The 23,368-nt window shown below is 71.6% G+C and carries 21 protein-coding genes, 2 tRNA genes and 1 pseudogene; 11 read left to right on the forward strand and 13 right to left on the reverse strand.

The genetic code is table 11. From position 1 onward, the window contains the following. Positions 1-26: 26 nt before the first annotated feature. Positions 27-737: an SOS response-associated peptidase gene (locus ACGFIK_RS23645; protein ID WP_393341354.1), complete on the reverse strand. Its 711-nt coding sequence runs from the start codon at positions 735-737 to the stop codon at positions 27-29. Positions 738-840: 103 nt separating this feature from the next. Here ACGFIK_RS23645 and aroA point away from each other — a divergent pair, with 103 nt between their 5' ends. Genes aroA through ACGFIK_RS23665 form a run of 4 tightly spaced genes read left to right on the forward strand, consistent with a single transcriptional unit; the run spans position 841 to position 5,126 of the window. Continuing rightward, positions 841-2,142, forward strand: a complete 1,302-nt coding sequence (gene aroA, locus ACGFIK_RS23650; RefSeq protein WP_327024216.1) for a 3-phosphoshikimate 1-carboxyvinyltransferase — start codon at positions 841-843, stop codon at positions 2,140-2,142. Then, entirely contained in the window at positions 2,112-3,260 is a 1,149-nt protein-coding gene (gene rsgA, locus ACGFIK_RS23655) for a ribosome small subunit-dependent GTPase A (RefSeq protein ID WP_393341357.1), read from the forward strand. The genes aroA and rsgA overlap by 31 nt, the downstream gene beginning before the upstream one ends. A gap of 55 nt (positions 3,261-3,315) precedes the next feature. Next, positions 3,316-4,119, forward strand: coding sequence for a histidinol-phosphatase (gene hisN / locus ACGFIK_RS23660; protein WP_327024214.1), 804 nt, complete (start codon positions 3,316-3,318; stop codon positions 4,117-4,119). 59 nt (positions 4,120-4,178) lie between these two features. Further along, on the forward strand, positions 4,179-5,126 hold the full coding sequence (locus ACGFIK_RS23665) for a hypothetical protein (protein WP_327027438.1): 948 nt from the start codon (positions 4,179-4,181) through the stop codon (positions 5,124-5,126). Here the strand turns inward: ACGFIK_RS23665 and ACGFIK_RS23670 are convergent. Continuing rightward, positions 5,081-6,283 (reverse strand): glycosyltransferase, encoded by a 1,203-nt coding sequence (locus ACGFIK_RS23670; RefSeq protein ID WP_327024213.1) that lies wholly within the window; start codon positions 6,281-6,283, stop codon positions 5,081-5,083. The genes ACGFIK_RS23665 and ACGFIK_RS23670 overlap by 46 nt on opposite strands. Before the next feature lie 136 nt (positions 6,284-6,419). Between ACGFIK_RS23670 and ACGFIK_RS23675 the strand changes: the two genes are divergently transcribed. Beyond that, positions 6,420-7,418 carry an SDR family oxidoreductase gene (locus ACGFIK_RS23675; protein WP_327024212.1) on the forward strand — a complete coding sequence of 333 codons (999 nt, stop codon included), beginning with the start codon at positions 6,420-6,422 and terminating at the stop codon, positions 7,416-7,418. Between the two features lie 74 nt (positions 7,419-7,492). Further along, positions 7,493-8,062: a DUF5709 domain-containing protein gene (locus ACGFIK_RS23680; RefSeq protein WP_327024211.1), complete on the forward strand. Its 570-nt coding sequence runs from the start codon at positions 7,493-7,495 to the stop codon at positions 8,060-8,062. Between the two features lie 85 nt (positions 8,063-8,147). On the opposite strand, the gene ACGFIK_RS23685 is transcribed toward ACGFIK_RS23680, so the two are convergent. Both ACGFIK_RS23685 and macS read right to left on the reverse strand, forming a co-directional pair. Then, positions 8,148-8,789, reverse strand: a complete 642-nt coding sequence (locus tag ACGFIK_RS23685; protein WP_393341412.1) for a response regulator — start codon at positions 8,787-8,789, stop codon at positions 8,148-8,150. A 14-nt stretch (positions 8,790-8,803) separates the two neighbouring features. Beyond that, a complete protein-coding gene (gene macS, locus ACGFIK_RS23690) occupies positions 8,804-9,919 on the reverse strand; it encodes a MacS family sensor histidine kinase (protein ID WP_393341360.1) in 1,116 nt (371 codons plus the stop codon). A 117-nt stretch (positions 9,920-10,036) separates the two neighbouring features. Between macS and ACGFIK_RS23695 the strand changes: the two are divergent. Continuing rightward, positions 10,037-10,490: pseudogene (locus ACGFIK_RS23695) on the forward strand (ATP-binding protein); the annotation flags it as partial. A gap of 18 nt (positions 10,491-10,508) precedes the next feature. Here the strand turns inward: ACGFIK_RS23695 and ACGFIK_RS23700 are convergent. The 6 genes from ACGFIK_RS23700 to ACGFIK_RS23725 all read right to left on the reverse strand — a co-directional run bounded on the left by ACGFIK_RS23700 (position 10,509) and on the right by ACGFIK_RS23725 (position 16,459). Beyond that, positions 10,509-11,342, reverse strand: coding sequence for a phosphoribosylaminoimidazolesuccinocarboxamide synthase (locus tag ACGFIK_RS23700; protein WP_327024208.1), 834 nt, complete (start codon positions 11,340-11,342; stop codon positions 10,509-10,511). A gap of 85 nt (positions 11,343-11,427) precedes the next feature. Beyond that, positions 11,428-11,664: a hypothetical protein gene (locus tag ACGFIK_RS23705; protein WP_327024207.1), complete on the reverse strand. Its 237-nt coding sequence runs from the start codon at positions 11,662-11,664 to the stop codon at positions 11,428-11,430. Positions 11,665-11,806: 142 nt separating this feature from the next. Next, positions 11,807-11,880 (reverse strand) — tRNA-Met (locus tag ACGFIK_RS23710). A gap of 160 nt (positions 11,881-12,040) precedes the next feature. Beyond that, positions 12,041-12,114, reverse strand: a tRNA-Met gene (locus ACGFIK_RS23715). Between the two features lie 133 nt (positions 12,115-12,247). Continuing rightward, on the reverse strand, positions 12,248-15,247 hold the full coding sequence (locus ACGFIK_RS23720; protein WP_327024206.1) for a UPF0182 family protein: 3,000 nt from the start codon (positions 15,245-15,247) through the stop codon (positions 12,248-12,250). 198 nt (positions 15,248-15,445) lie between these two features. Continuing rightward, positions 15,446-16,459: a PDZ domain-containing protein gene (locus ACGFIK_RS23725; RefSeq protein ID WP_327024205.1), complete on the reverse strand. Its 1,014-nt coding sequence runs from the start codon at positions 16,457-16,459 to the stop codon at positions 15,446-15,448. Positions 16,460-16,572: 113 nt separating this feature from the next. Between ACGFIK_RS23725 and ACGFIK_RS23730 the strand changes: the two genes are divergently transcribed. Next, entirely contained in the window at positions 16,573-17,874 is a 1,302-nt protein-coding gene (locus ACGFIK_RS23730) for a zinc-dependent metalloprotease (RefSeq protein WP_393341364.1), read from the forward strand. 189 nt (positions 17,875-18,063) lie between these two features. Here ACGFIK_RS23730 and ACGFIK_RS23735 read toward each other — a convergent pair whose 3' ends face one another. Together ACGFIK_RS23735 and ACGFIK_RS23740 are read right to left on the reverse strand one after the other, a co-directional pair. Then, entirely contained in the window at positions 18,064-18,762 is a 699-nt protein-coding gene (locus tag ACGFIK_RS23735; protein ID WP_393341367.1) for a hypothetical protein, read from the reverse strand. 43 nt (positions 18,763-18,805) lie between these two features. Beyond that, positions 18,806-19,327: a M48 family metallopeptidase gene (locus ACGFIK_RS23740; protein ID WP_327024202.1), complete on the reverse strand. Its 522-nt coding sequence runs from the start codon at positions 19,325-19,327 to the stop codon at positions 18,806-18,808. Between the two features lie 530 nt (positions 19,328-19,857). Between ACGFIK_RS23740 and ACGFIK_RS23745 the strand changes: the two genes are divergently transcribed. The 3 genes from ACGFIK_RS23745 (at position 19,858) to ACGFIK_RS23755 (ending at position 22,656) form a co-directional block, all read left to right on the forward strand. After that, entirely contained in the window at positions 19,858-20,025 is a 168-nt protein-coding gene (locus ACGFIK_RS23745) for a DUF5679 domain-containing protein (RefSeq protein WP_199714804.1), read from the forward strand. Positions 20,026-20,222: 197 nt separating this feature from the next. Continuing rightward, complete coding sequence (locus ACGFIK_RS23750) at positions 20,223-21,317, forward strand: hypothetical protein (protein WP_393341370.1); 1,095 nt, start codon at positions 20,223-20,225, stop codon at positions 21,315-21,317. Positions 21,318-21,327: 10 nt separating this feature from the next. Continuing rightward, the gene (locus ACGFIK_RS23755; protein WP_327024200.1) at positions 21,328-22,656 is read left to right on the forward strand and encodes an AarF/ABC1/UbiB kinase family protein; all 1,329 of its coding nucleotides are present in this window, start codon (positions 21,328-21,330) and stop codon (positions 22,654-22,656) included. 306 nt (positions 22,657-22,962) lie between these two features. Here ACGFIK_RS23755 and ACGFIK_RS23760 read toward each other — a convergent pair whose 3' ends face one another. Beyond that, entirely contained in the window at positions 22,963-23,328 is a 366-nt protein-coding gene (locus ACGFIK_RS23760; protein ID WP_327024199.1) for a WhiB family transcriptional regulator, read from the reverse strand. Between the last annotated feature and the right edge of the window lie 40 nt (positions 23,329-23,368).

A 23,368-nucleotide genomic window follows, 5' to 3' on the forward strand; every position in this document is an offset into this window, starting at 1 on the left:
CACCCGACAATGCGCGGGGGCTCCGCTCAGAACAACCTGACCTCGGCGGAGTCATCGACCCTTGCCGACGGCACCCGGGCGATCAGCTCCGGGCCGTCGTTTCGCACATTGCCCACGGCCGTCCCCACCGGTCGGATCTCGATGCCGGCGAGCCAGTCCAGCGGCGGTGGGGCCAGCAGGCTGGTCGGCTCCTCGGAGGAGCCCAGCCAGGTGGCCCACCGCTGCGGCGGCAGCAACAGGGGCATCCGGTCGTGCACCTCGGCCAGCTCGCCCAGGGCGGCCGTGGTGAGCACGCTGAAGGTCAGCAGGGGACCACTCGGGGCCTCCCAGGTCGACCAGATGCCGGCGAAGGCCAGCACGGGCTCCTGGACCGAGGTCATGTAGTAGGGCTGCTTGGCTCCACCCGGCCGGCGGACCCACTCGTACCAGCCGTCGGCCGGGACCAGACACCGGCGGCGGGCGAAGGCCGGGGCGTACGCCCGGCTGGTGGCCACCGTCTCGGCCCTGGCGTTGATCATGCGGGCGGCGTTGGCGGGCGACCGGGACCAGGCGGGCAGAAACCCCCAGCGCCCCGCCGAGAGCGCCCGATGCCCCTGCGGGTCTAGCCGGACCAGGGGCACCCGGTCGGTCGGCGCGACGTTGTAGTCGGCCACCAGGTCACCTGCGGTCTCGTCGACGGCCTCGAAGATTCCGCTCAGGTCACCGGAGCTCCGGGTCGTGGCGTACCTCCCGCACATGCCGCACACGCTAGCGCGTCGGCGGCGGTTACGACGTCCCGTCCACCGGGAGCGACCGCGACGGCCGACGGACCCCCCGCCCGAGACACGGCAGAATGTAACCGTGGGGAACCCGACCGCGACCCGGCCGCTACAGCCGTGGACCGCCCCGACCGCCACCGATCCGGTCACGGCCTCGCTACGGCTGCCCGGATCCAAATCCATGACCAACCGCGCCCTGGTGCTCAGCGCGCTGGCCACCGGCCCCTCGACCCTGGCCAAGCCGCTGCGGGCCAGGGACACCGAGTTGATGGCCGGTGGGCTGCGGGCCCTGGGCGCCCATGTGTCGATCACCGACGACGAGCGCTGGCTGGTCCGGCCGCACCGGCTGGTCGGCCCGGCGCATGTCGATGTCGGGCTGGCCGGCACGATCATGCGTTTCGTGCCCCCGGTGGCCGGGCTGGCCGTGGGGCGGGTCACCTTCGACGGCGACCCGGCCGCCCGTACCCGCCCGCTCGGGCCCCTCATCGAGGCGCTGCGCTCGCTGGGGGTACGGGTGGACACCCCGCCGACCGGCAGCCTGCCTCTGGCCGTGCAGGGCACCGGCCAGGTCACCGGCGGGGAGGTCGTGATCGACGCCTCCGCCTCCAGCCAACTGGTCTCCGGGCTGCTGCTGGCCGCCCCCCGGTTCGACCGTGGGCTGGTGGTCCGGCATGTCGGCCCGCCCGTGCCCTCGGCACCCCACCTGCGGATGACCGTACGGATGCTGCGGGCCGCCGGAGCGGCCGTCGACGACAGCACCCCGGACGTCTGGGTGGTCGAGCCCGGTCCGCTGACCGGCCGGGGCTGGGAGATCGAGCCCGACCTGTCCGGGGCGGTGCCCTTCTTCGCCGCCGCCCTGGTCACCGGCGGCGAGGTGACCCTCCAGGGCTGGCCACGCAGCAGCGCCCAGCCGGTCGAGCGGCTGCGCTCCCTGTTGACCCAGATGGGTGCGGAGGTGGCCCTGACCACGGAGGGACTCACCGTGCGGGGCACCGGGACGGTACGCGGACTGCACGCCGACCTGTCCGACGTCAGCGAGTTGACCCCCGCCTTCACCGGGCTGGCCATGCTGGCGGACTCCCCCTCGGTGTTCACCGGGGTGGGCCACATCCGGGGCCACGAAACCGACCGGCTGGCCGCCCTGGCCCGGGAGTTCGCCGCCCTGGGCGCGGACATCACCGAGTCGGCCGAGGGGCTGGAGATCCGACCCCGGCCGCTGCGGGGTGGGGTGTTCCGCACCTACGATGACCATCGGATGGCACACGCCGCCGCGGTGGCCGGCCTGGCCGTGCCCGGCATCGTGCTGGACGATGTGGCGTGCACCTCCAAGACCATGCCGGAGTTCCCGGCCCTGTGGTCGGCGATGGTGACCGGCAAGAGCTGAGCGGACAGACAGGAGCGGTCCTGGCGACCAAGCGACGCGAGTACGACGAGGACGACGTACGGGTCCGGCCCGGCAAGTCCTCCCGTCCGCGTACCCGCACCCGACCCCAGCACACGGACGCGCTGAACGGGTTCGTGATCGCGGTGGACCGGGGGCGGTACACCTGTGTGCTGGCCGCAGCCGCCCCGGAGGCCCCCACGGTCACCGCGATGCGGGCCCGTGAACTGGGTCGCAAGTCGGTCGTCGTCGGTGACCGGGTGGGCCTGGTCGGCGACACCTCCGGGGCCCCGGGGGCGCTGGCCCGCATCGTCCGGATCGAGCCACGCCGGTCGGTGCTGCGCCGGACCGCCGAGGACGACGCCAGCACCGCGGAGGGGCGGCTGGAACGGGTGGTGGTGGCCAACGCCGACCAACTCGTGATCGTCAGCGCGTTGGCCGATCCGCCACCGCGTACCGGCTTCATCGACCGGTGCCTGGTGGCCGCGTACGACGCCGACATCGAGCCGCTGCTCTGCCTGACCAAGGCCGACCTGGCCGGCCCGGAGACCGTGCTCGACTACTACACCGAGCTGGAACTGCCGTACGTGCTGATCCGGCCGGACTCCACACTTGACGCGCTGCGCAGCCTGCTGGCCGGCCGGGTCTCCGTCCTGGTCGGGCACTCCGGGGTCGGCAAGTCGACCCTGGTGAACCGCCTCGTACCGGAGGCGGCCCGGGCGGTCGGCACGGTCAGCGCGATCGGCCGGGGCCGACACACCTCGACCAGTGCGGTGGCCCTGCGGCTACCCCATGTCCCCGGGGCACCGGAGGACCCGGGGTGGATCGTGGACACCCCGGGGGTACGCAGCTTCGGGTTGGCCCATGTGTCCGCCGAGAGCCTGCTGCACGGCTTCTCGGATCTGGTGGAGGCCACGGTCGACTGCCCGGTGAACTGCACCCACACCGCCGAGGAGGCCGACTGCGCCCTGGCCGCCTGGGTGGCCGAGGGCCGGGCCGACCCGCGCCGGCTGGCCTCGTACCACCGGTTGCTGGCCTCCCGGGCCGGTGAGACCGACCCGCGCGGGGCCACCAATCCCCGCGACGAGGTCGAGCACGATCCGCGTGGACGCCCGGAATGAGCCCAGGTCGGCCCCGCTCCAGCAGGCCACCGGGAGCCTCGCTACGGTGCAACCCATGACCGGGTACGCCGAGGACCTAGCTCTGGCCCACCGTCTCGCCGACGCCGCCGACGCCATCTCCATGGCCCGGTTCCGCGCCCTGGACCTGCGGGTGGAGTCCAAGCCGGACCTGACCCCGGTCTCTGACGCGGACACCGCGGTGGAACGCGAGATCCGCGCCCTGCTGGCGCAGCAGCGACCCGAGGACGGCCTGCTCGGCGAGGAGTACGGCGTCACCCCCGCCGTCGGGGCCCGACAGTGGGTGGTGGACCCGATCGACGGCACCAAGAACTTCGTTCGAGGGGTACCCATCTGGGCCACCCTGATCGCGCTGCTGGAGGACGGCCGCCCGGTCGTCGGGGTGGTCTCCGCACCGGCGCTGGGTCGCCGCTGGTGGGCGGCGCAGGGTGCCGGGGCGTACGCCGGCCCGGACGTCGACAGTGGCGAGCCCATCCGGGTCTCCCAGGTACGCGAACTGGCCGACGCCAGCCTCTGCTACTCCTCGCTGAGTGGTTGGGAAGAGTCCGGTCGACTGGAGCCGGTGCTCCAGTTGATGCGGGACACCTGGCGCAGCCGGGCCTACGGCGACTTCTACGGATACATGCTGTTGGCCGAGGGTGCACTCGACGTCATGATCGAGCCCGAGTTGTCGCTGTGGGACGTGGCCGCATTGGTGCCCATCGTCACCGAGGCCGGGGGGATCATGACCGATCTGGAGGGTGCTGCGGCCCCCGCCGGGACCGAGACCAGCGCCGTGGCCAGCAACAACATGCTGCACTCGAACATCCTGCGGAGGCTGGGTCGGCCGACCGCGCGCTGACGCCGGGATGCCTCTATCCTCGCCAGGTGGCTACCGCTAGTTGGTGTTTTCTGGCGGCGATGATCGTCGCGTACGGCATCGCCAACCTGTTGCAATCGGTCGCCGCCGCTCGCACCACCGTGCAGCACACCTTCGATCCCGGGCTGCTGTGGCGCCTGGCCGGACACCGCACCTACCTGATCGGTCTGGGCTGTCAGGTAGCCGGATTCGTGCTGGCCTTCCTGGCCCGCCGGGACCTGCCCCTGTTCCTGGTGCAGGCCAGTGTGGCCGCCGGGCTGGGGGTCACCGCCGTACTCGGGGTGATCCTGTTGAAGTGGCGGCTGCCGGTGGCCGAGGTGGTCCTGCTGTTCCTGCTGGTCGGCGGGATCACCGCGCTGGTGCTCTCCGCGCAGCCGGCCCCCTCCAAGCCCCTGGGCATGGCGGGGGTGATCGCCCTGCTGGGGGCGCTGGGGGCGATCGCGGTGCTGGGCGTTCCCGCAGCCCGGTTGCAGGGCGTACCCGGCTCGGTGGCCCTGGGTGCCCTGGCCGGCCTGGGCTTCTCCGCCGCCGCGGTGGCCGCCCGGCCGCTCGCCTCCGCCTCTACCTGGAGCGCCTTCCTCGCCGACCCCCTGCTCTACCTGCTGATCGGCCACTCCATCGTCGGCCAACTGCTGCTGGGGCTGGCGATGCAGCGGGGCTCCACCACGGCCGCGGTGGCCGCGATGGACGCCGCCGGTGCGGTGCCCGCCGCGATCATCGGGCTGGTGCTGCTCAACGACAAGATCTGGCCGGGCCGGGAATGGCTGGCCGGTCTGGGTTTCCTGGTCACCCTGGCGGCTGTCATCGGGCTGACCCGGTACGCCGAGCCGCAACATCATCACGCGGTGGCCCAGGAGACCGCGCGGGCCGTACGGGATCCCGCCCCGGCCCCCCGGCAGACCCCCAGGCTGTCGCCCAGGGTGGCGGAGGGTCCACTGTCGACTCAGGCCGCCTCGACCGGTCTACGTCGCCCGATCACCCGCTCGTAGAGCCGTTCCAGGGCGGTGGCGGTCCGTTCCCAGGTGTAGCTGCACCGGACCCGGTCCACGGCGGCGTGCCCGTACGCGAACCGGCCCGCGTTGTCGGTGAGCAGCCGGCGCAGGGTCATGCCCAGGGTGCGGACGTCCCCCGGCGGCACCAGCTTGCCGGTGACCTCGTCGACCACGGCGTCGGCGATGCCCCCCATGGCGTACCCGACCACCGGGACACCGCAGGCCATCGCCTCCAGGGACACCCGGCCGGCGGAGGAGTAGTGCGGGGTACAGGCCACCACGTCGGCCGAGCGGTACCAGGTGGGCATCTGCTCGTGCGGCACCGCACCCACCAGGTGCACCTGGTCCCCCACCCCCACCCGCTCGGCCATCTCACGCAGCCGACGGGCCTCGGCGTGCCCGGCCAACTGACTGGCCGGCGGGCCACCGGCGATCACCAGTTCCGCCTCCCCGACCAGCCGCATGGCCCGGATCAGGTCCTCCTGACCGTGACCGGGGGCCAGTCCGCCCACCGAGAGGATCCGGGGACGCTGGTCGCGGGGGGCGGCCTCCCCGTCGGGGTGGAACCGGCCGGTGTCCACTCCGGTCGGCACCATCGCCACGGACATCCGTTGCAGACCCATCCGGGTCAGTTCCTCCACCTCGTCGTTGCACTGGGCCACCGCGATGTCCACCGCCCGGGTCAACGCCCGCTCCAGGGGGATGCGGGTGCCCGGGCCGTCGTACTGCGGGCCCAGGTGACGCAGTTGCTCCATGCCGAGCGAGTGGAAGGTCTGCACCACCGGGATGTCGGTCTCCCGGACCGCGTGCGCGGCGGCCAGCCCACCGATCCAGTAGTGACCGTGCACCACCTCCGGGGCCCAGTCGGCCGCCCACCGGTCGGCCAGCCACCTGCCGAACTCCGACACGTACGGCACCAGTTCGGCGGTGGGAATCGGGGTCACCGGTCCGATGGGGGCCCGTTCGATGCGGTAACCGTCCACGCTGTCGCTGTCGGCCAGGTCCGGATCGTCCCGGCGGGTGTAGACCCGCACGTCGTGCCCTCGACCGGCAAGTTCAGCGGCCACCCGTGCGATGTGCTGGTAGGTGCCGACGACGGTTCCGTCGCCGGAGGTCGGCGCAGCGGCGTGGGCACAGACAAGGCCGACGCGCATGGGTCACCTCCATGCGGATTAGGCGGTGGTCCTCCGGTCAGAGCGTCCCATTAACCGGCCTTCTACGAGCCGAAACCTGGCAGATCGGGATGTGAGCGGCGGCATGACCGGTCCCCGGGTGGGGTATCGGTGTCAAATGCCTCTGGCCCGACCGCTCCGCGACAGCACGGTGGTGATCACCGGCGCCTCCAGCGGCATCGGCACGGCAACCGCGTACGCCCTGGCGCGCAGCGGGTGCCGGGTGGTGCTGGCCGCCCGCACCGAGCCGGCGTTGCAGCGGGTGGCCCAGGGCTGCGCCGAGCTGGGCGCGCAGGCCCTGGTCGTACCGACGGACATCACCGACCCGGCGGCGGTCGAGCGGTTGGCCGCCAGCGCGGTGGCCCGGTTCGGCCGCATCGACGCCTGGGTCAACAACGCGGCGGTAGGGGTGGTCGGACTCTTCGACGAGATCCCGGTGACGGAGTTCCGCCGGGTGCTGGAGGTGGATCTGCTCGGCACCGCCTACGGTATGCGGGCCGCCCTGCCGCACCTGGCCGCGGCCGGCGGGGGTGTGGTGGTCAACAACGCCTCTGTGCTGGCCGAGGTGGCCATGCCGTACCAGTCCGCCTACAACGCCGCCAAACACGGCATCCGGGGCCTGACCGACACGGTACGCCAGGAACTGCGGCTGACCGGTCGGGGTGCCATCTCGATCTGCACGGTGCTGCCGGCCGCCATCGACACCCCCTTCTTCCGGCACGCCGCCAACCACACCGGCCGGATCCTGGCCCCGCCGCCACCGGTCTACCCTCCGGAGCTGGTCGCGGAGACGATCGTGCGGCTGCTGCGCCGTCCGCGCCGGGAGGCGTACGCCGGGGGCGCGGCCCGGTTGATCGGCCTCCAGTGGCGGCTGGCCCCGGCGTTGGCCGAACGCGCCCTAGCCTGGTACGCCGGGCGCACCCAGTTGGGCCTGGCCGTCCGCCCACCCAGCGCGGGCAATGTCTTCCGCCCGGCCGGGGAGGGCATCCCGGTCGGTGGTTGGCAGGGCCGCCGCCGTCAGCTGATCCGGATGACCGCCGCCCTGGGCCTGGCCGCCGCCCGCAGCGCGGTCGACACCGTGGCGGCGTTCGCCCGCCAGCGTCGTGAGGTGCGCTGAGGGCCTGGACCATCCGCCGATCGGCACCGGCCCGGCCGGTTACGGCACCGCCGGCAGCGGGTAGTGGAGCAGGTATGCGCGAAGACGAGTACCCCGCCCCGCTGTCCGACCCCGAGGCCGACGGTCTGCCCGACACCGCCGATGACGACTCGACGGCCGGGGACGACGTCTTGACCGGACGGGAAGCGGACGGCCCGGCGCCCGCCCAGTTGCCCGGTGACCGCGTACCGGTGGCCGTCGACGAGTTCGGGGTCACCGCCGACGAGCAGCTCGACGGTGAGTCGCTGGACTACAAGCTGAGCCGGGAGCAGTTCGAGCTGCCGGTGGACGACCCCCTGGCCGCCCCGGTGGACCCGGACATCGCGGCCGAGGCGGACAGTCGGGAGCAGGCCGCGCAGGCGCAGCTCGACGCCGACGTGATGGAGCCCGGTCCGACCTCCGACCCGAACTCCCCGGTCTCCCTCTACGACCACGGGCAACTGGGCACCACGGAGGACGACGTGGGCCGCTTGGTCCAGCCGGACGAGGGCACCCACACCGATCAGGAAGCCGACTCGATCGCGTACGACGCGGGAGCCGCCGGCGGCGGCGCCAGCGCCGAGGAGTTGGCCGTCAACGAGACCCGGCCGCCCCGGGCGGTCTGACTCCGTCCGGTGGCTGGCGCCGCTTCGCCGAAGTGGCGATATCCCGTCGAGCCGGACCCCGCCGTTTCGGCGAAACGGCGCACGCCTAGTCGTCCAGGCCCCGCTCGATCGCGTAGCGGGTCAGCTCCACCCGGTTGTGCAGTTGCAACTTGCCCAGGGTGTTCTGCACGTGGTTCTGGACTGTGCGGTGGGACAGGCCCAGCCGGCCGGCGATCTGCTTGTAGGACATCCCCTTGGCCACCAGCCGGAGCACCTCGGTCTCCCGTTCGGTGAGCCGGGGGGTGCCGTCGTCCTGCTGCGACTGAGGCCCACCGGCAACCGCCAACCGGCGGTACTCGCCGAGCACCAGCCCGGCCAGACCGGGGGTGAAGACCGGCTCCCCCGCGGCGGTGCGCCGTACCGCGTCGAGGAACTCGGCGTGCCCGGCGGACTTCAGCAGATAGCCGGTGGCCCCGGCCTTCACCGCGTCCAGCACCCCCTGCTGCTCGCCGCTGGCGGAGAGCATCAGCACCCGGGCCGACGGCCAGGCCGCACGGACCCCACGGATCACCTCCACCCCGGAGATGTCCGGCAGTTGCAGATCCAGCACCACCACGTCGGGGCGGGCGGCGGCCACCACCCGGACCGCCTGGCGTCCCTCGCCGCAACTGGCCACCACCTCGTGGCCTGCCTCGGCCAGATCCCGGGCCACCCCTTCGCGCCACATCGGGTGGTCGTCGACCACCATCACCCGTACTCCGCTCACGGTCTCCTCCTCGACACGGTGAGTTCGACCTCGGTACCACTGCCCGGCACGGAACTGATCGTGGCGGTCCCACCCAGGTCGGCCAGTCGACCCCGGATGGCCTGAGCCACCCCCAGCCGGCCCTGGGCGGCGGCCTCGGTGAGCCGCTGCGGAGGGAAACCCGGCCCCTCGTCCCGGATCGACACGGTCACGGTCGCACCCTCATCCTCGACCAGCACCCAGGCCCGTCCCCCGCCGTGCCGGGCCACATTGTCCAGAGCGGCCCCGGTGGCGGCGGCCAGTTCCCGCGCCACCGGCGGGGCAAGCAGCACCGGGGTGGCCGGGGTGGACAGCGAAACGCTGGCCGAGGCGTACCGGCCGAGCAGTTCCCGCAGGTCCATCGGCCCGTCGGTGACGCGCGGACCCGCATCGGAGATCAACGCCCGCAGGGCCGCCTCCTGCTCGCCGGCCAACCGGGCGAGCTCACCGGCCTCCCCGTCGAGTCGCTCCCCTCGGCGGGACACCAGGGCCAGCACCTGGAGCACGGAGTCGTGGATGTCGCGGGCCAGTCGCTCCCGTTCCCGGGTGGCCGCCTCCAGTTCCACGGCCTGTTGCAACCGCTGCTCGGCCCGGACCGCCAGCCGGGCGACATACCCGACCACCACCCCGGCCAGCAGCATCAGGATGGCGCCGTTGATCGCGGTAGGGGTGACCATGCCCCGGGTCAGCAGGTCGGTGCCGCCGATGACCAGGGCGGCGGTCACCCCACGACGCCGTCCACCGGAGACCGCCCAGGCCAACACCGGCCCGCTCAACCAGGCGACCGCCAGGGTCGGCAGCCCGGCCTCAATCGCCTCCCGGCCCATCACCCAGGGGGTGACCAGCAGAATGGCCACGATGACGCCCAGGTCGGCGAGGAGCAACGGCCAGCCGCGCCGGCTGGGCGCCGCGTAGCCGATCGCGGTGGCGAGGGTCCAGGCCGCCATCGCCAGCACCAGCGCACCGGCGGCGAACGGGTGGGCGTACCGGTCCGCGTCGCGGGCAACGATCACACAGACGTACGCCAGCGATGCCACCCGGAAGACCGCGACGGCACGCCAGAGTGGGATCTCGAAACCACCGGGCGTGGGCACGTGGGTCACCATGCCACAGGTGATCGGTTCCCACTTCGGCCGCTGCGACCGAATGAACCCTGACGTACGGTGGTAAATGCCGCGTAAAGCTCCGCGATCTTCTGTCGGGACAGGGCCATGACAAACGCAGAACCGCCTACACCGCGTACGGTGGTGCCCATCGAACATGCCCTCCTGATCGCCGATGCCTTCGACCAGGCGCAGGTGACCGAGCTTCGACACTCGGTCGCCTCCTGTGCGCACGCCGCCGGCCTGCGCGAGGAGCGCCTGGACGACTTCGTGCTCGCCGTCAACGAGCTGATCACCAACGCCGTGCGGCACGGCGGAGGCCGGGGCTGGCTGCGGATGTGGGCGGAGCCCGGGCTGATCCTCTGCGAGGTCTCCGACCACGGCCAGGGCATCAGCGTTCAGCGGCTGGACAACCGCAACCGGCCGGCTCCCGACACCGCCGGGGGCTGGGGCCTGTGGCTGGCCCGCGAGCTGACCGACGCCATGGAGGTCGCTACCGGCCCGGCCGGCACCACGGTACGCATCATCACCGCCACTGCGGTCACCGAGCAGCACACCGGACGGCACCGGCTGGAGTGAGCTACTCCCAGCGCTTGCCGGTGAGGGTCTCGTAGACGTCCACATAGCGGGCACGGGTGGCCTCGACCACCTCGGGCGGCACCTCCGGCGCCGGGGCCTGCTTGTTCCAACCGCTACCGGCGGCCCAGTCCCGGACGTACTGCTTGTCGTAGGAGAACTGGGTCCGGCCGGGCTGGTACGACTCGGCCGGCCAGAACCGGGAGGAATCCGGGGTGAGCACCTCGTCGCCGAGGACCAGGGTGCCGTCCGCCGCCCAACCCAGCTCGATCTTGGTGTCGGCGACCAGGATGCCCCGCTCCGCGGCCAGCTCGGTGCCTCGGCAGTAGACGTCGATGGTCAACTGACGCAACCGTTCGGCGGTCTGGGCCCCTACCTTGTCGACCACCTCGGCGAAGGTCATCGGCTGGTCGTGCTCACCCACCGGCGCCTTCGTCGACGGGGTGAAGATCGGCTCGGGCAGGACGGATGCCTCGACCAGCCCGCGCGGCAACTCGACACCGGAGACCGCGCCGGTGCGCTCGTACTCCTTCAGACCCCCACCGGTCAGGAAGCCTCGGGCCACGCACTCGATGGGCACCATCTCCAGCCGACGACACCGGATCGCCCGGCCGGCGAACTCCGCCGGTACCTCGGTGGCCGAGATGACGTGGTTGGGCACCAGGTCGGCCAGTTGCTCGAACCACCACAGCGACAGTGCGGTGAGCAGCTTGCCCTTGTCCGGAATGGGGGTCGGCAGCACCACGTCATAGACGGAGATGCGGTCCGAGGCGACCAGAATCAGGTCGTCGCCGTCGGCGTAGACGTCCCTCACCTTGCCCGAATGCAGAAGTTCCACGGCGACAAGTAGACCATGTGCCGGGCACGCCGCCGACAGGCAAGGGCCCCGAGGAGGGTCGGGCCGGGGTGCGGCCGGGGCCGGGTCAGCGCCGTCGGCGGGTCATCCGGAGCACCAGCAGCACGATCACGACCACCACGACCAGGCAGCAGAGCAGACCCAGGAAGCCGATGAAGCCGCCACCCCGCCGCCGCCGGGCGGCCTCGACGACCAGTTCCCCGGTCCCGGTAGAGGCCCAGGCGGCGACCGGGACGAACACCGACAGCACGACCACGCTCACGAGGGTGCCGAGCCGGCCCCACCATTTGCTCAACGAAGACATGTCGTCATCCTCGTTGACGGGCGCAACCACCGTCGACCAATACCTGCGTGTCGACCTCGACGCCGAGCGGCACAGCGGCCCGGAGGATGTCCCGGACAACGACAACGGCCCCGGACTGAAGTCCGGGGCCGTTGCCAGGTAGTAGCGGGGACAGGATTTGAACCTGCGACCTCTGGGTTATGAGCCCAGCGAGCTACCGAGCTGCTCCACCCCGCGTCGGTAGATTCAGCCTACCGCACCCGTGACCGCACCGATCACCCACCCCCGCCATCGGCGCGAACACCGCCACAATCCCGACGAGCCGGCAGAGCGGGCCTGACGCAGCGCGGAAAAGGACTACGGCCCCGGACTGAAGTCCGGGGCCGTGGTCGGGCAGTAGCGGGGACAGGATTTGAACCTGCGACCTCTGGGTTATGAGCCCAGCGAGCTACCGAGCTGCTCCACCCCGCGTCGCTAGATCCACCGTAGCGCACCACCCCCGGCCGCCGCAAAACGACCCCGTAACCGCCGGGCCGTAGGCACGGCACCAGCAGAAAGGGGCCTGCCGCCGGATCACCGACGGCAGGCCCCTTTTCGACTCAGATCAGCCGGTCGGTGACGGGGTGCTCGCGGGGGCCCCGCCCCCATTGGCCGTCTGTTGGGCCTGCTGGAAGGCGGTGAGGGCCTCGTCCAACTCCTTCAACGCGCGGCCGTACCGCTCGAAGTCGCCCGAGGTCTGCGCGGCCCGCACCTCCGTGATCGCGGCCTGCACCCGGTTGGCGGCCGTCGCCAGGTCGCCGGTCATCGGCGGCGCGTCACCGGCCGGCGGGGTGGCCGAGGGAGTCGGCGACGGGGTGGCCCCAGGCTCCTCGTCCCCGGCCGGCGGCTCGGTGGCCGGTGGCGGGTTACCGGCGGCGGCCCGCTTGCCCTGCTCGACCAACTGCTTGATGCCGTCGCTCGGGTTGTCGGCCAGGACCACGAAGGAACCGCCGTCACCGTAGGACATCAACACCTTCTGCAGCAGCGGGTACGCGTCGGTCTGGTTGCTCTTGACGTACACCGGCTCGACGTACAGCATCCCGTTGCCGAAGGGCAGGGAGAGCAGGTTGCCGTACTGCACCTGGGCCTGGTTGGAGGAGAGCAGGTTCAACTGCTGCCGGATGTTGGCGTTGTTGGTCATCTGCTGGTGCACCTGCACCGGGCCGGAGACCCGGGTCTGGTCGGGCAACTCCAGCACCTGCAACCTGGGCTTCCCGTCCTGGTACGACCCGGAGATCAACGCCGCCAGGTTCTGCCGGCCGTTCGGAGTGACCGCGCTGGTCAGCTGGAAGGTCGGCGCGTCCTGCTCGGGGAACTGGGTGTAGAGGTAGTACGGCGGCTGCTTGACCTCGCTGTCCGGCGCGTCCGGCACGTTCGGCACCTGCCAGAAGTCCTGCCCGGAGTAGAAGTCGCCCGGGGTGGTGACATGGAACCGGGTGAGCAGGTTGCGCTGCACCTTGAACAGGTCCGCGGGGTAGCGGAAGTGGGCCGCCAGGGACTCCGGGATCTCGGCGCGCGGCTTGATCAGGTCACCGCCGAAGGCCTTGTTCCACGCCTTGAGCACGGGGTCGTTCTCGTCGAACTCGTAGAGGGTGACCGTGCCGTCGTACGCGTCGACGGTCGCCTTCACGGAGTTGCGGATGTAGTTGACGTTCTCCCGGGCCAGCTGGATGGTGCCCCGGCCGGTCAACTCGTCCGTGGTCTCCTGCTGGAGGTTGACCCGCTCCGCGTACGGGTAGGTGGCCGCGGTGGTGTAACCGTCCACGATCCACTGCACCCGGCCGTCGACGATCGCCGGGTAGGGGTCGCCGTCCAGGGTCAGGAAGGGGGCTACCTTCTCCACCCGGTCCCGGGCGTTACGCACGTAGAGCAGCTTGGAGTTCTCGTTGACCGCCTCGGAGAGCAGGAAGTTCGCCTCCTGCTCCTTGATGGCGTAGAGCAGGCGCCGGGTGAACGAACCGATCTCGACGCCGCCGGAACCGGTGTAGGTGTAGTACGACTCGCGACCCTCACCGGTCTCGCCGGCCGGCCGGTCGAACTCGGCCGGGTTGGCGTCCGGGTTGGGCTTGCCGACGATGGCGTAGTCGCTGCCCTGCATCCGCTCGCCGTAGTAGATCCGGGGCTGGCTGGCCGGGATCAGGTCGGTGGGCGAGGAGCAGGACTCCTGCGCCCGGTCGCCGAGGAAGCCGGAGACGAAGTACGGCTGACCACCGCAGACCACCCGGTTGGCGGGAGCGGCCACCACCCCGTACCCGTGGGTGTAGACCGTGTGCCGGTTGATCCAGTTGCTCTGCTGGGCGGTCAGCTCGCCGTAGTTGATCTCGCGTACGCCGACCACGTAGTCCTGGGTCTGGTTCTCGACGGTGTACCGGTCGATGTCCAGCTTCGGGCCGAAGTCGTAGAAGCCACGGACCTGCTGCAACTGGGTGTAGGTCTCGCTGACCAGTTGCGGGTCGAGCAACCGGACGTTCGACACCACCGAGGTGTCGGTGGCCAGGCTCTCCGGTGGGGTCAAATTGCTGGCCGCGTACGGGGTGTGCTGGGCGATGTCCAACCCGAAGGAGGCCCGGGTGGCCTGGATGCTGCGCTCGATGTAGGGCGCCTCCTTGTCCCGGGCGCTCGGCTTGACCTCGAAGGTCTGCACCGCCCAGGGGTAGATGCCGCCGATCGCCACCGCGGAGACCCCGAGCAGGGCCAGGGAGATGCCCGGCCAGACCAGGTTGCGCATCCAGGCGTTGGAGAACACGATGATCGCGATCGCCACCACCACGGAGATGTAGGCGAGGATCTCCTTGGCCGGCAGCAGGGCGTTGATGTCGGCGTACCCGGCGCCGTAGACCCCCACCCCGTCGTTGTACTCCAGCAGCATGGAACGCCGGTCCAGCACGTAGGCGACCGCCTTGAGCAGGACGAAGACCGCCACCAGGGAACTCAGGTGAGCCCGGGCGGCGTTGGTCATCCGGTCGCCCACGCCCTGCAGCCGCACCCCGCCGAACAGGTAGTGCACCGCCAGCGAGCCGATCAGGGCCAGCACCACGGCGGTGAAGCCCAGGCCGAGCAGGAAGCGCCAGAACGGCAACTGGAAGATGTAGAAGCCGATGTCCGTACCGAACTCGGGATCGTTGACGCCGAAGTCGCCGCCGTTGCGGAAGAGCAGCCACTGGTTCCAGCGGCTCTGCGCGGACAGCCCGGCGAACAGACCCACGATCGCCGCGGCCAGCGCGATCCACATCCCCAGCCGGGGGCCGAGCAGCATCCGGTAACGCTCAAGGGTGGCCTGTTCCGGCGAATGCGGCCGGTTGCGGGGCCGCAGCCGTTGGGCCAGCCAGAGGTTCCCCCCGACGATGGCCGCCATCGCTGCCGCGCCGGCCAGGAAGAGCACCAGCCGGGTGAGCAGGACCCCGGTGAAGACCTGGGTGTAGTCGACCTCGGAGAACCAGAGCCAGTCTGTCCAGGCCTGCACCCCCCAGCCCAGCAGGGTGAACAGGACGAACACCCCGATCAATACGCCGACCGTGACGCGTCCACGTCGGCTCATCCTCGGCAGGGGGCTGCTGCTACGCATGACCACTGTTGGCTCCGCACGCTCGATATGATCGGCACCGACCAGGCACCCAGAGTACGGGGTGTGGCTGGAAGCATCCGAGCAAGGTCGCGGGGCAGCCGCCTGCGGCGGCCCTCGCGGATCGCCACCTCCCGCGCGTTCGCCCTGCTCAGAGGCGGGATGACCGGCCGGAGGCGGGCGGTGCGGTCAGCGCAGGATTCAGCAGTGGGTCGGCTCGCCGCCGGCCCGCAGGGTCTCCAGCGCCGCCAGGGCCTCATCGAGCGAACCCACTTTGACCAACGGCAGGTCGGGCTGCCGGTTGCGTACCGCCTCGGCACAGTTGGCCGCCGGCACCAGGAAGGCGGTGGCACCGGCCTCCTTGGCCCCGACCAGCTTCTGCGGGATGCCGCCGATCGGACCGACCCGCCCGGAGTCGTCGATGGTGCCGGTGCCGGCGATGATCCGGCCGCCGGTCAGATCCTCCGGGGTCAACTTGTCGATGATCCCCAGGGCGAACATCAGGCCCGCGCTGGGACCCCCGATGTCCTTGAGGTCGAAGGAGAGGGTGAACGGATGCGGCTGCTGCTGCCCGATGTCCACCCCGATGCGGGGGCGACCGTCGATCTCCCGGGTGGCGATCGTGGCGGTGTCGGCCACCCCCTCGCGGGTGAAGCCGATCCGCAGCGGGGTGCCGGCCGGCTTGGCCCTGATCAGTTCGGTCAGCCGGGAGGCCAGCGGCACCGCCTCGCCGTCCACGGAGGTGATCACGTCACCCTCCTGGAGCAACCCGACCGCCGGACCGTCGGCGGAGACCCCCCGGACGACGACCTGGACCTCGTAGCCGAGCTTGCGCAGCGCGGCGGTCTCCGCACTGGTCTGGGAGACCTGGAAGTCCTCGGCGTTGCGCTGCTCGACCTGCTCCCGGCTCTCCCCCGGCGGGTAGACCAGCTCGCGCGGCACCACCGCCTGATCGTCGTCCAGCCACCCCTGGATGGCGGTCCGCAGCTTGACGCTGGGCTGCACCCCCACCGTGGTCAGCCGGAGTTGACCGGTCGAGGTGGAGGTCTCCCGTCCGGAAACCTGGATGACCTCCTTGCCGTCCTCCTGCCCGAGGGTGTCCACGGTCGGACCGGGACCGAGCACCACGTACGGGACGGGCGCACCGAGCACCCCGATGCTGAGTAGAGCGGTGAGCAGAGCACCGAGCAGGACGGTCACGCCTCGACGTCTCATGCGGCAGAGCGTACCGATCCGGGCCATGGCGTCCGGCGGCATGAGGGCGACTTCGCCCTCAGCGCAACAGCGGCGCGGGTCACCTGGGGCGCGGCACGCGTACCGTAGACGTCGTGCCTGATATTCCGTTCGGTTTCGCGCTACCAGGTGGGCAGCCGCCCGACCCCAACGACCCCGCGCAGATGCAGCAGTTCATGTCGCAGTTGCAGCACCTGCTCTCCGCGCCGGGAAGCGGGCCGGTCAACTGGGACCTGGCCCGCCAGGTCGCGGCCAGCCAACTGGCCGCGTCGGGCGACCCGGCGGTCTCGCCGTACGAACGCAACGCCGTAGAGGAGGCGCTGCGCATCGCCGACCTCTGGCTGGAGCCGGCCTCCGCGCTGCCCTCGGGCATCCGGACCGTGGTGGCCTGGAACCGCAACGAATGGATCTTCAAGACCCTCGATGTCTGGCGCAAGCTGTGCGACCCGGTGGCCAGCCGCATGGTCGGCGCGATGGGTGACCTGGTGCCGCCGGAGGCCCGCGCCCAACTGGGCCCGATGCAGTCGATGGTCGCCACCCTGGGCGGCGCCCTCTTCGGCGGCCAGCTGGGCCAGGCCCTCGGCTCGCTCGCCGCGGAGGTGCTCTCCGTCGGTGACATCGGCCTGCCCCTCGGCCCGGCCGGCACGGCCGCCCTGATCCCGGCCAACATCCGCAGCTACGGCGAGGGCCTGGAGCTACCCGAGGACGAGGTACGCCTCTACGTGGCTCTACGCGAGGCGGCACACCAGCGGCTGTTCGAGCATGTGCCGTGGCTGCGCGGGCATGTCCTCAACGCCGTCGAGACGTACGCCGCCGGCATCCGGGTCAACCGGGAGGCGATCGAAGAGGCGATGGGCCGGGTCGACCCGACCGATCCGGAGTCGATGCAGGCCATCGCGTTGGAAGGCATCTTCACCCCGGAGGACAGTCCCACTCAGAAGGCGTCACTGGCCCGGCTGGAGACCGCCCTGGCCCTGGTCGAGGGCTGGGTCTGCCACGTGGTCGACGGCGCGGCCGCCGGCCGGTTGCCGAACGTGGTGGCGCTGGGCGAGGCCTTCCGTCGGCGCCGGGCCGCCGGTGGGCCGGCCGAGCAGACCTTCGCCGCCCTGGTCGGGCTGGAGCTGCGACCCCGCCGACTGCGGGAGGCCGCGGCGCTGTGGGCGGCGCTCACCGAGCACCGGGGCATCGGCGGCCGGGACGCCCTGTGGGGGCACCCGGACCTGCTGCCCTCCGACGACGACTTCGCCGACCCGGTGGCCTTCGCCATGGCCGATGTCGACCTGATGGCCGAGCTGGAGAGCTTCGACTTCACCGCCCCCGGCGGCCCGGAGGAGAAGGCCCCCGGCGAGCAGAACCGCCGAGACGACGACCCCAAGGGCGGCGACACCCCCTCCTGACCACAGGCACCACCCCCGCCCCACTGACCCTGCACGGGATCTCGTGGGCTGTCCCGCTCCCGCTCCCCGCCGCTGGGCAAGATCACGCTCGATCTGGGATCGAGTGGCTTCGCGTGACTCTGAGGCCACGCGATCCCACATCGAGTGGATTCACACCGCGTCAGGCGGACGCCTTGCTGCGCGAGTTGGTCAGGGTTTGCCAGCGTCGGCCAGGAGAGCGCGGGTGTTCTCCCAACCGCTGAGGGCGGGGTCGAGGCGGGCCAGGTCCGCCGGACCGCGCAGCCGGTGCCAGGAGGGGGTGACCGCCAGGTCGCCTGGGCGGGGCGCCGCCGCGCGCACGGCCGCGGGCACGGTGGCGTCCAGGTCCAACGGCGGCAACCAGGGCGGTACGGGTAGCCGGGCCGCCACGCCCAGCAGCCCGGCGCCACCCTCGGCCGGGGCTACCGCGACCGGTCGGCTGGTCAGTGGACGCAACAGCTTGCCGATGGTCAACCCCGGCAGGTCGGGAGCGTCCCCGGCGATCACGGCCACCTGTTCGTACCGGCCCGTCGACCGCTCGTAACCCTCCCCCGCTCCAGCATCACCGACCCGCCCAGCACCCTCGACCGGGTCGGCGGGGTCGGGTGGCGCGGTTGTGCCGGTCAGGGCGGCGAAGACTGCGTTCGGGGTGGGTTCGGGGACCTCGTAGACGCGGGTACCCGGCCAGATCACCGCGTCGGCGAGCCAGCGGTCCGCCGGGGTGACCGCCACTGCGGTGTCCACCTCGTTGAGGGTGGCCAGCAGGTCCACCACGTCCTCGGCGAGGGCCGTACGCCACTGGGTCGGGTCGAGGCCGGGCGGCGCCCAGGTGACCGGCGCCAGCAGGGCCACCACCACACGTCGGGGCATTCCCCGACCCTACGCCGAGGGCCGAACGGGGTGCCCGCCGGTGTCAGGGAACGCCGGAGACGGCCGCCACGCCCTCCAGATAGCCTCGGGCGCGTTCGGTCTTGGCGTACCTGCCGACCAGGGCCCAGAAGTCAGCGTTGTGGCTGGGCACGATGAGGTGCACGAGTTCGTGCAGCAGCACGTAGTCGAGGACCCAGTCCGGCATGTCCTGGAGTCGGTGGGACAACCGGATGGACCGGTCCGCCGGGGTGCAGGAGCCCCAACGGCCGTTCTGGTTGCTCACCCACCGGACACTGGCCGGCAGGGCCTGGCTGCCGTACTCCGTCAGATAGAGATTGATCAGCCGGTCGGCTCGGGCCAGCAGTTCCCCGTCGGAGCGGGCCAGGCGGCCCTCCCGGGCGGCGAGCCGGGCGAGCATCCGGTCGACCCACTCGCTCTCCTCGGCCCGGGAGAACTGGTCCGGGATGAGGACGACGACGCGCTCACCGTCGCGGTAGGCGGACACCGTGCGTCGCCGGCGCTGGCTGCGCCGTACCTCGACGACCGGCTTCCGCGGCCCAGCCATCAGTGGACCGCGCAGCCTCGGTTTGCTGTCACGAAGGCAAGCTAATGCGTTGTGACCAGGGGTCCGCAAGGGTCAACCCGCGACACGCGTCCGAAAAATGGTGATTGGTCGGCAGGAGTCCCGAAAAAAAATTGCCCGGACTCGGGGGCATGTGTCGCGATCACGCTTCGTGGTGGACTGAGCGGTAATGTCGCCGCCCGCCCAGGCTGAGTGATCATCGCATGGTCCCGGCCCAGCGGGGGTACCCGGGTCCGCCACAACTGGCACCACCAGCGCAATTGCGGGCTCCCAGTCGGCGTGTCCCCGCGAAACTGGCTGATCTGGCCCGATTTGGCGTGCACACTCTCGACGTCGCCTTGCTCACAGTGGCAAAGCGCAGCTGACATGGAACCGCCCACACCTGGGTAGGGTCCGCCAACCAGCGGTCACGTGGGTGACCGCGGCAAAGACCAGCGCCGGACGCCGTACGCGACCGCCGCCGGAAACCCGCCGGACCGGTATCGACCGGCGGACGAGACGAGGAGGGCACCGTGGCCGACCAGGCCCAGAGCTACAACGGTTACTGCGTCAAGTGCAAGGAGAAGCGGGATTTCGAGGGCCGCGTGGAGGTCTCGAAGACCGGCATGAACATGGCCAAGGGCAAGTGTCCGGTGTGCGGCACAACAGTGAACCGCATCCTGGGCAAGGCCAAGGTCTGACGTACGCACCCGACGAACGGGGGGTGGCCGAGCGGCCACCCCCCGTTCGTCTGTGTGGGTGACTGTCGGAGGACCGACTGTAGCTACCCGCCGGTTGTGGATATCTCGGCAAATCCTGTGGACAGCCCTGGATCTGACCCTGGCCACCTGTGGACAACGATCGACGCAACGCAGGGATTCGGTCACTGTTCGTACCCATGCCGCCTTCTCCGCCTTCCCCCCGTCCCACCCTGCTCCCCGGGCTCAGTCGCCTCTGGCGCGACCGGCACACCCTGCAACTCGGGCTCGACCAGGACCGAGCCGTCCTGGTGGAGATCGCGGACCCCCGGGCCGCCGAGCTGCTGGACCTGCTCGACGGCCGGCACAGCGAACGGCAGGTGGTCACCGGCACCAGGAGCCGGACGGAGCACGCCCGTACCCTGCTGGACGCCCTGCGGGCCGCCGGGCTGGTGGTGCCGATGCACACCCTCCTGCCCCGCGAGCTGACCGGCCCCCACCGGGCCCGGCTGGCCACGGAGGCCGCCGCCCTGGCCCTGGCCGCCGCCCGGCTGCCGGGAACTCCCGCCCAGGTCCTCCGCCGCCGACTGGCCAGCCGGGTCACGGTCACCGGCACCGGCCCGCTCGGCGCCGCCATCGCCGTCGCCCTGGCCCAGGCCGGCGTCGGTCACGTTCATCCCGACCTGCCCGGTGTGGTCCGACCGATCGACCTGGTCGGCACCGGCATCGCGGCCGCTGAGATGGGGCGACCGTTGGGCCGGGCGGTGCGGGCCGCGGTCGCCCGATCGGCACCCGGCACCAGCACCGGTCCACAACGACGGCCCCGGCCCGACCTGGTGATCCAGTTGGGCGCCGACCGGCCCGCCGCGCTGCTGGCCGCCGGGCACGCCCAACGTCGCCAACCGCACCTGCTGGTGGACCTGCGGGAGGCCGTACCGGTGATCGGGCCCTTGGTCCGGCCCCCGGACGGGCCCTGCCTGGGCTGCCTGGACCTGCACCGCACCGACCGGGACCCCGACTGGCCGGCGCTGGCCGCCCAACTGGCCAGCCGCCCGGCCACTCCCAGCGGCACCGTGGGCAGCCTGTTGGCGGCCACCGCCCTCGCGGTGGGTGAGGCCCTGCTGCACCTGGACGGGGGTACCCCGGAGACCCTGGGGGCCGCGGTCGAACTCACCTCCCCGGGCAATCTCCGGCGCCGCCAGTGGCCGCCGCATCCCCGCTGCGGATGCTGGCGTGCCCGCCCGACGGGCAGCCAGCCCGGCCGCACGGCAGCAGTCGGGGTGCCGAGTCAGTAACAATGGCCAGGTGACCGACATCCCGCGCCGCGCCGTCTCCCGGACCGCCAAGCTCGCCGCTCTGCCGCTCGGCTTCGCCGGTCGGACCGTCCTCGGCATGGGAAAGCGGGTCACCGGGCTGGCCTCCGACGTGATCTCGGCGGAGATCCAGCAGCGTACGGCCGAGCAGCTGTTCAGCGTGCTCGGCCAGCTCAAGGGTGGGGCGATGAAGTTCGGTCAGGCCCTGTCGGTCTTCGAAGCCGCCCTGCCGGAGGAGGTCGCCGCGCCGTACCGGCAGGCCCTGACCAAACTCCAGGAGGCCGCGCCACCGCTGCCGGCCGCCAGCGTGCACCGGGTGCTGGCCGAGCAGCTCGGCCCGGCCTGGCGGGAGCGGTTCGAGAGCTTCGACGACTCGCCGGCCGCCGCGGCGAGCATCGGTCAGGTGCACCGGGCGGTGTGGCGGATGCCGGACGGCACGACCCGGCAGGTCGCGGTCAAGATCCAGTACCCGGGGGCCGGTGACGCCCTGCTCGCCGACCTCAAGCAGCTCTCCCGGCTCGGGGGGATGTTCCGGGCCATCCAGCCGGGGCTGGACATCAAACCGCTGCTGACCGAGCTGCGGGAGCGGATCACCGAGGAACTCGACTACGAGTTGGAGGCGGAGTCGCAGCGGGCCTTCGCCACCGCGTACGCGGACGACCCCGAGATCTACGTGCCGACGGTGTTCTCCGCCTCACCCCGGGTCCTGGTCACCGAGTGGGTGGAGGGCACCCCGCTGGCCGACATCATCCGGGAGGGCAGTGAGCAGCAACGCGACGAGGCCGGTCGGCTGATGGCCGTCCTGCACCTGTCGGCCCCGATGCGGGCCGGGCTGCTGCACGCCGATCCCCATCCCGGCAACTTCCGGCTGTTGCCGGACGGCCGGCTCGCGGTGATCGACTTCGGCGCGGTGGCGCGGATGCCGGAGGGGACTCCGGAGCCGATCGGCCGCATCGCGGGGCTGGCCCTGCGGGGCGACGCCGACGAGGTGGTGGCCGGCCTGCGGGATGAGGGTTTCGTCAGCTCCGAGGCGCCGGTCGACGGCCAGGCCCTGCTGGACTTCCTACGTCCGATGCTGGAACCGATCGCGGTCGAGGAGTTCCGGTTCACCCGGGCCTGGTTGCGGGCCGAGGCCGCCCGGCTGGCGAACCCGCGCTCCCCGGCGTACCAGTTCAGTCGGCAGCTCAACCTGCCGCCGTCGTACCTGCTGATCCACCGGGTGACCCTCGGGTCGATCGGGGTGCTGTGCCAACTGGAGGCCGAGGCCCCCTACCGGGGCATCCTGGAACGCTGGCTGCCCGGCTTCGCCGAGGCCGACTGACCGCCGCCCCGCACAGACTTCGGCGGGCGAGGACAAGGTCCTCGCCCGCCGTTCGGTGTCTGGTACTACAGGAGGCCCAGTTCGCGGGCCGACCGGGTACGGCTGGCCATGGCGACGGTACGGGCGGATCGGGTTGCCTCAGTGCTCGTGGTTGTGCGACCGGCCTGAGGCCGGAGCATTCGAGCCCTCGACAGCGCTTCATGAAGTAGTTGCATCTCGGCGACTCCGGTCATCAGGGGCAGCATGGGATTCGGCTTTCTCTCGGCCGGTGCGACACCGGCGGGACGGGTTCGGATCGGGAACATCTCAGGCAGCCAGCCGGACGGCGCTGCGCGAGGTGGCAAGGCCGTTGGCCGCCAGTCGCGCCTCGGCCTCGACCCGCAGTGCGGCGTCGCGGGCGAGGTCCTCCTTGCGCGGGCGGCCCCGGGGCCGCTTGCGCGGAACGACCGCGCCACGCTCGAAGATCTCGCCACCCCAGACCCCCCAGGGCTCGGCGCGCTCGACCGCGCCGGCGAGGCACTCGACCCGCAGCGGGCAGTCCCCGCAGAGGGTCTTGGCCACGTCCAGGTCGGTGGGTGAGTCGGAGAACCACAGGTCGGGGTCGAACTTCCGGCAGGGCAGATTCGCCTCGGTCTCGACGTTCAGGTCGAGCGGGGCTAACGCCAGAGTCATCTCCCGGTCACCTCTCTCTCATCTCGATCTCGTGGATCGC

The organism is Micromonospora sp. NPDC048871, from assembly GCF_043198155.1.
Taxonomy (GTDB): domain Bacteria; phylum Actinomycetota; class Actinomycetes; order Mycobacteriales; family Micromonosporaceae; genus Micromonospora.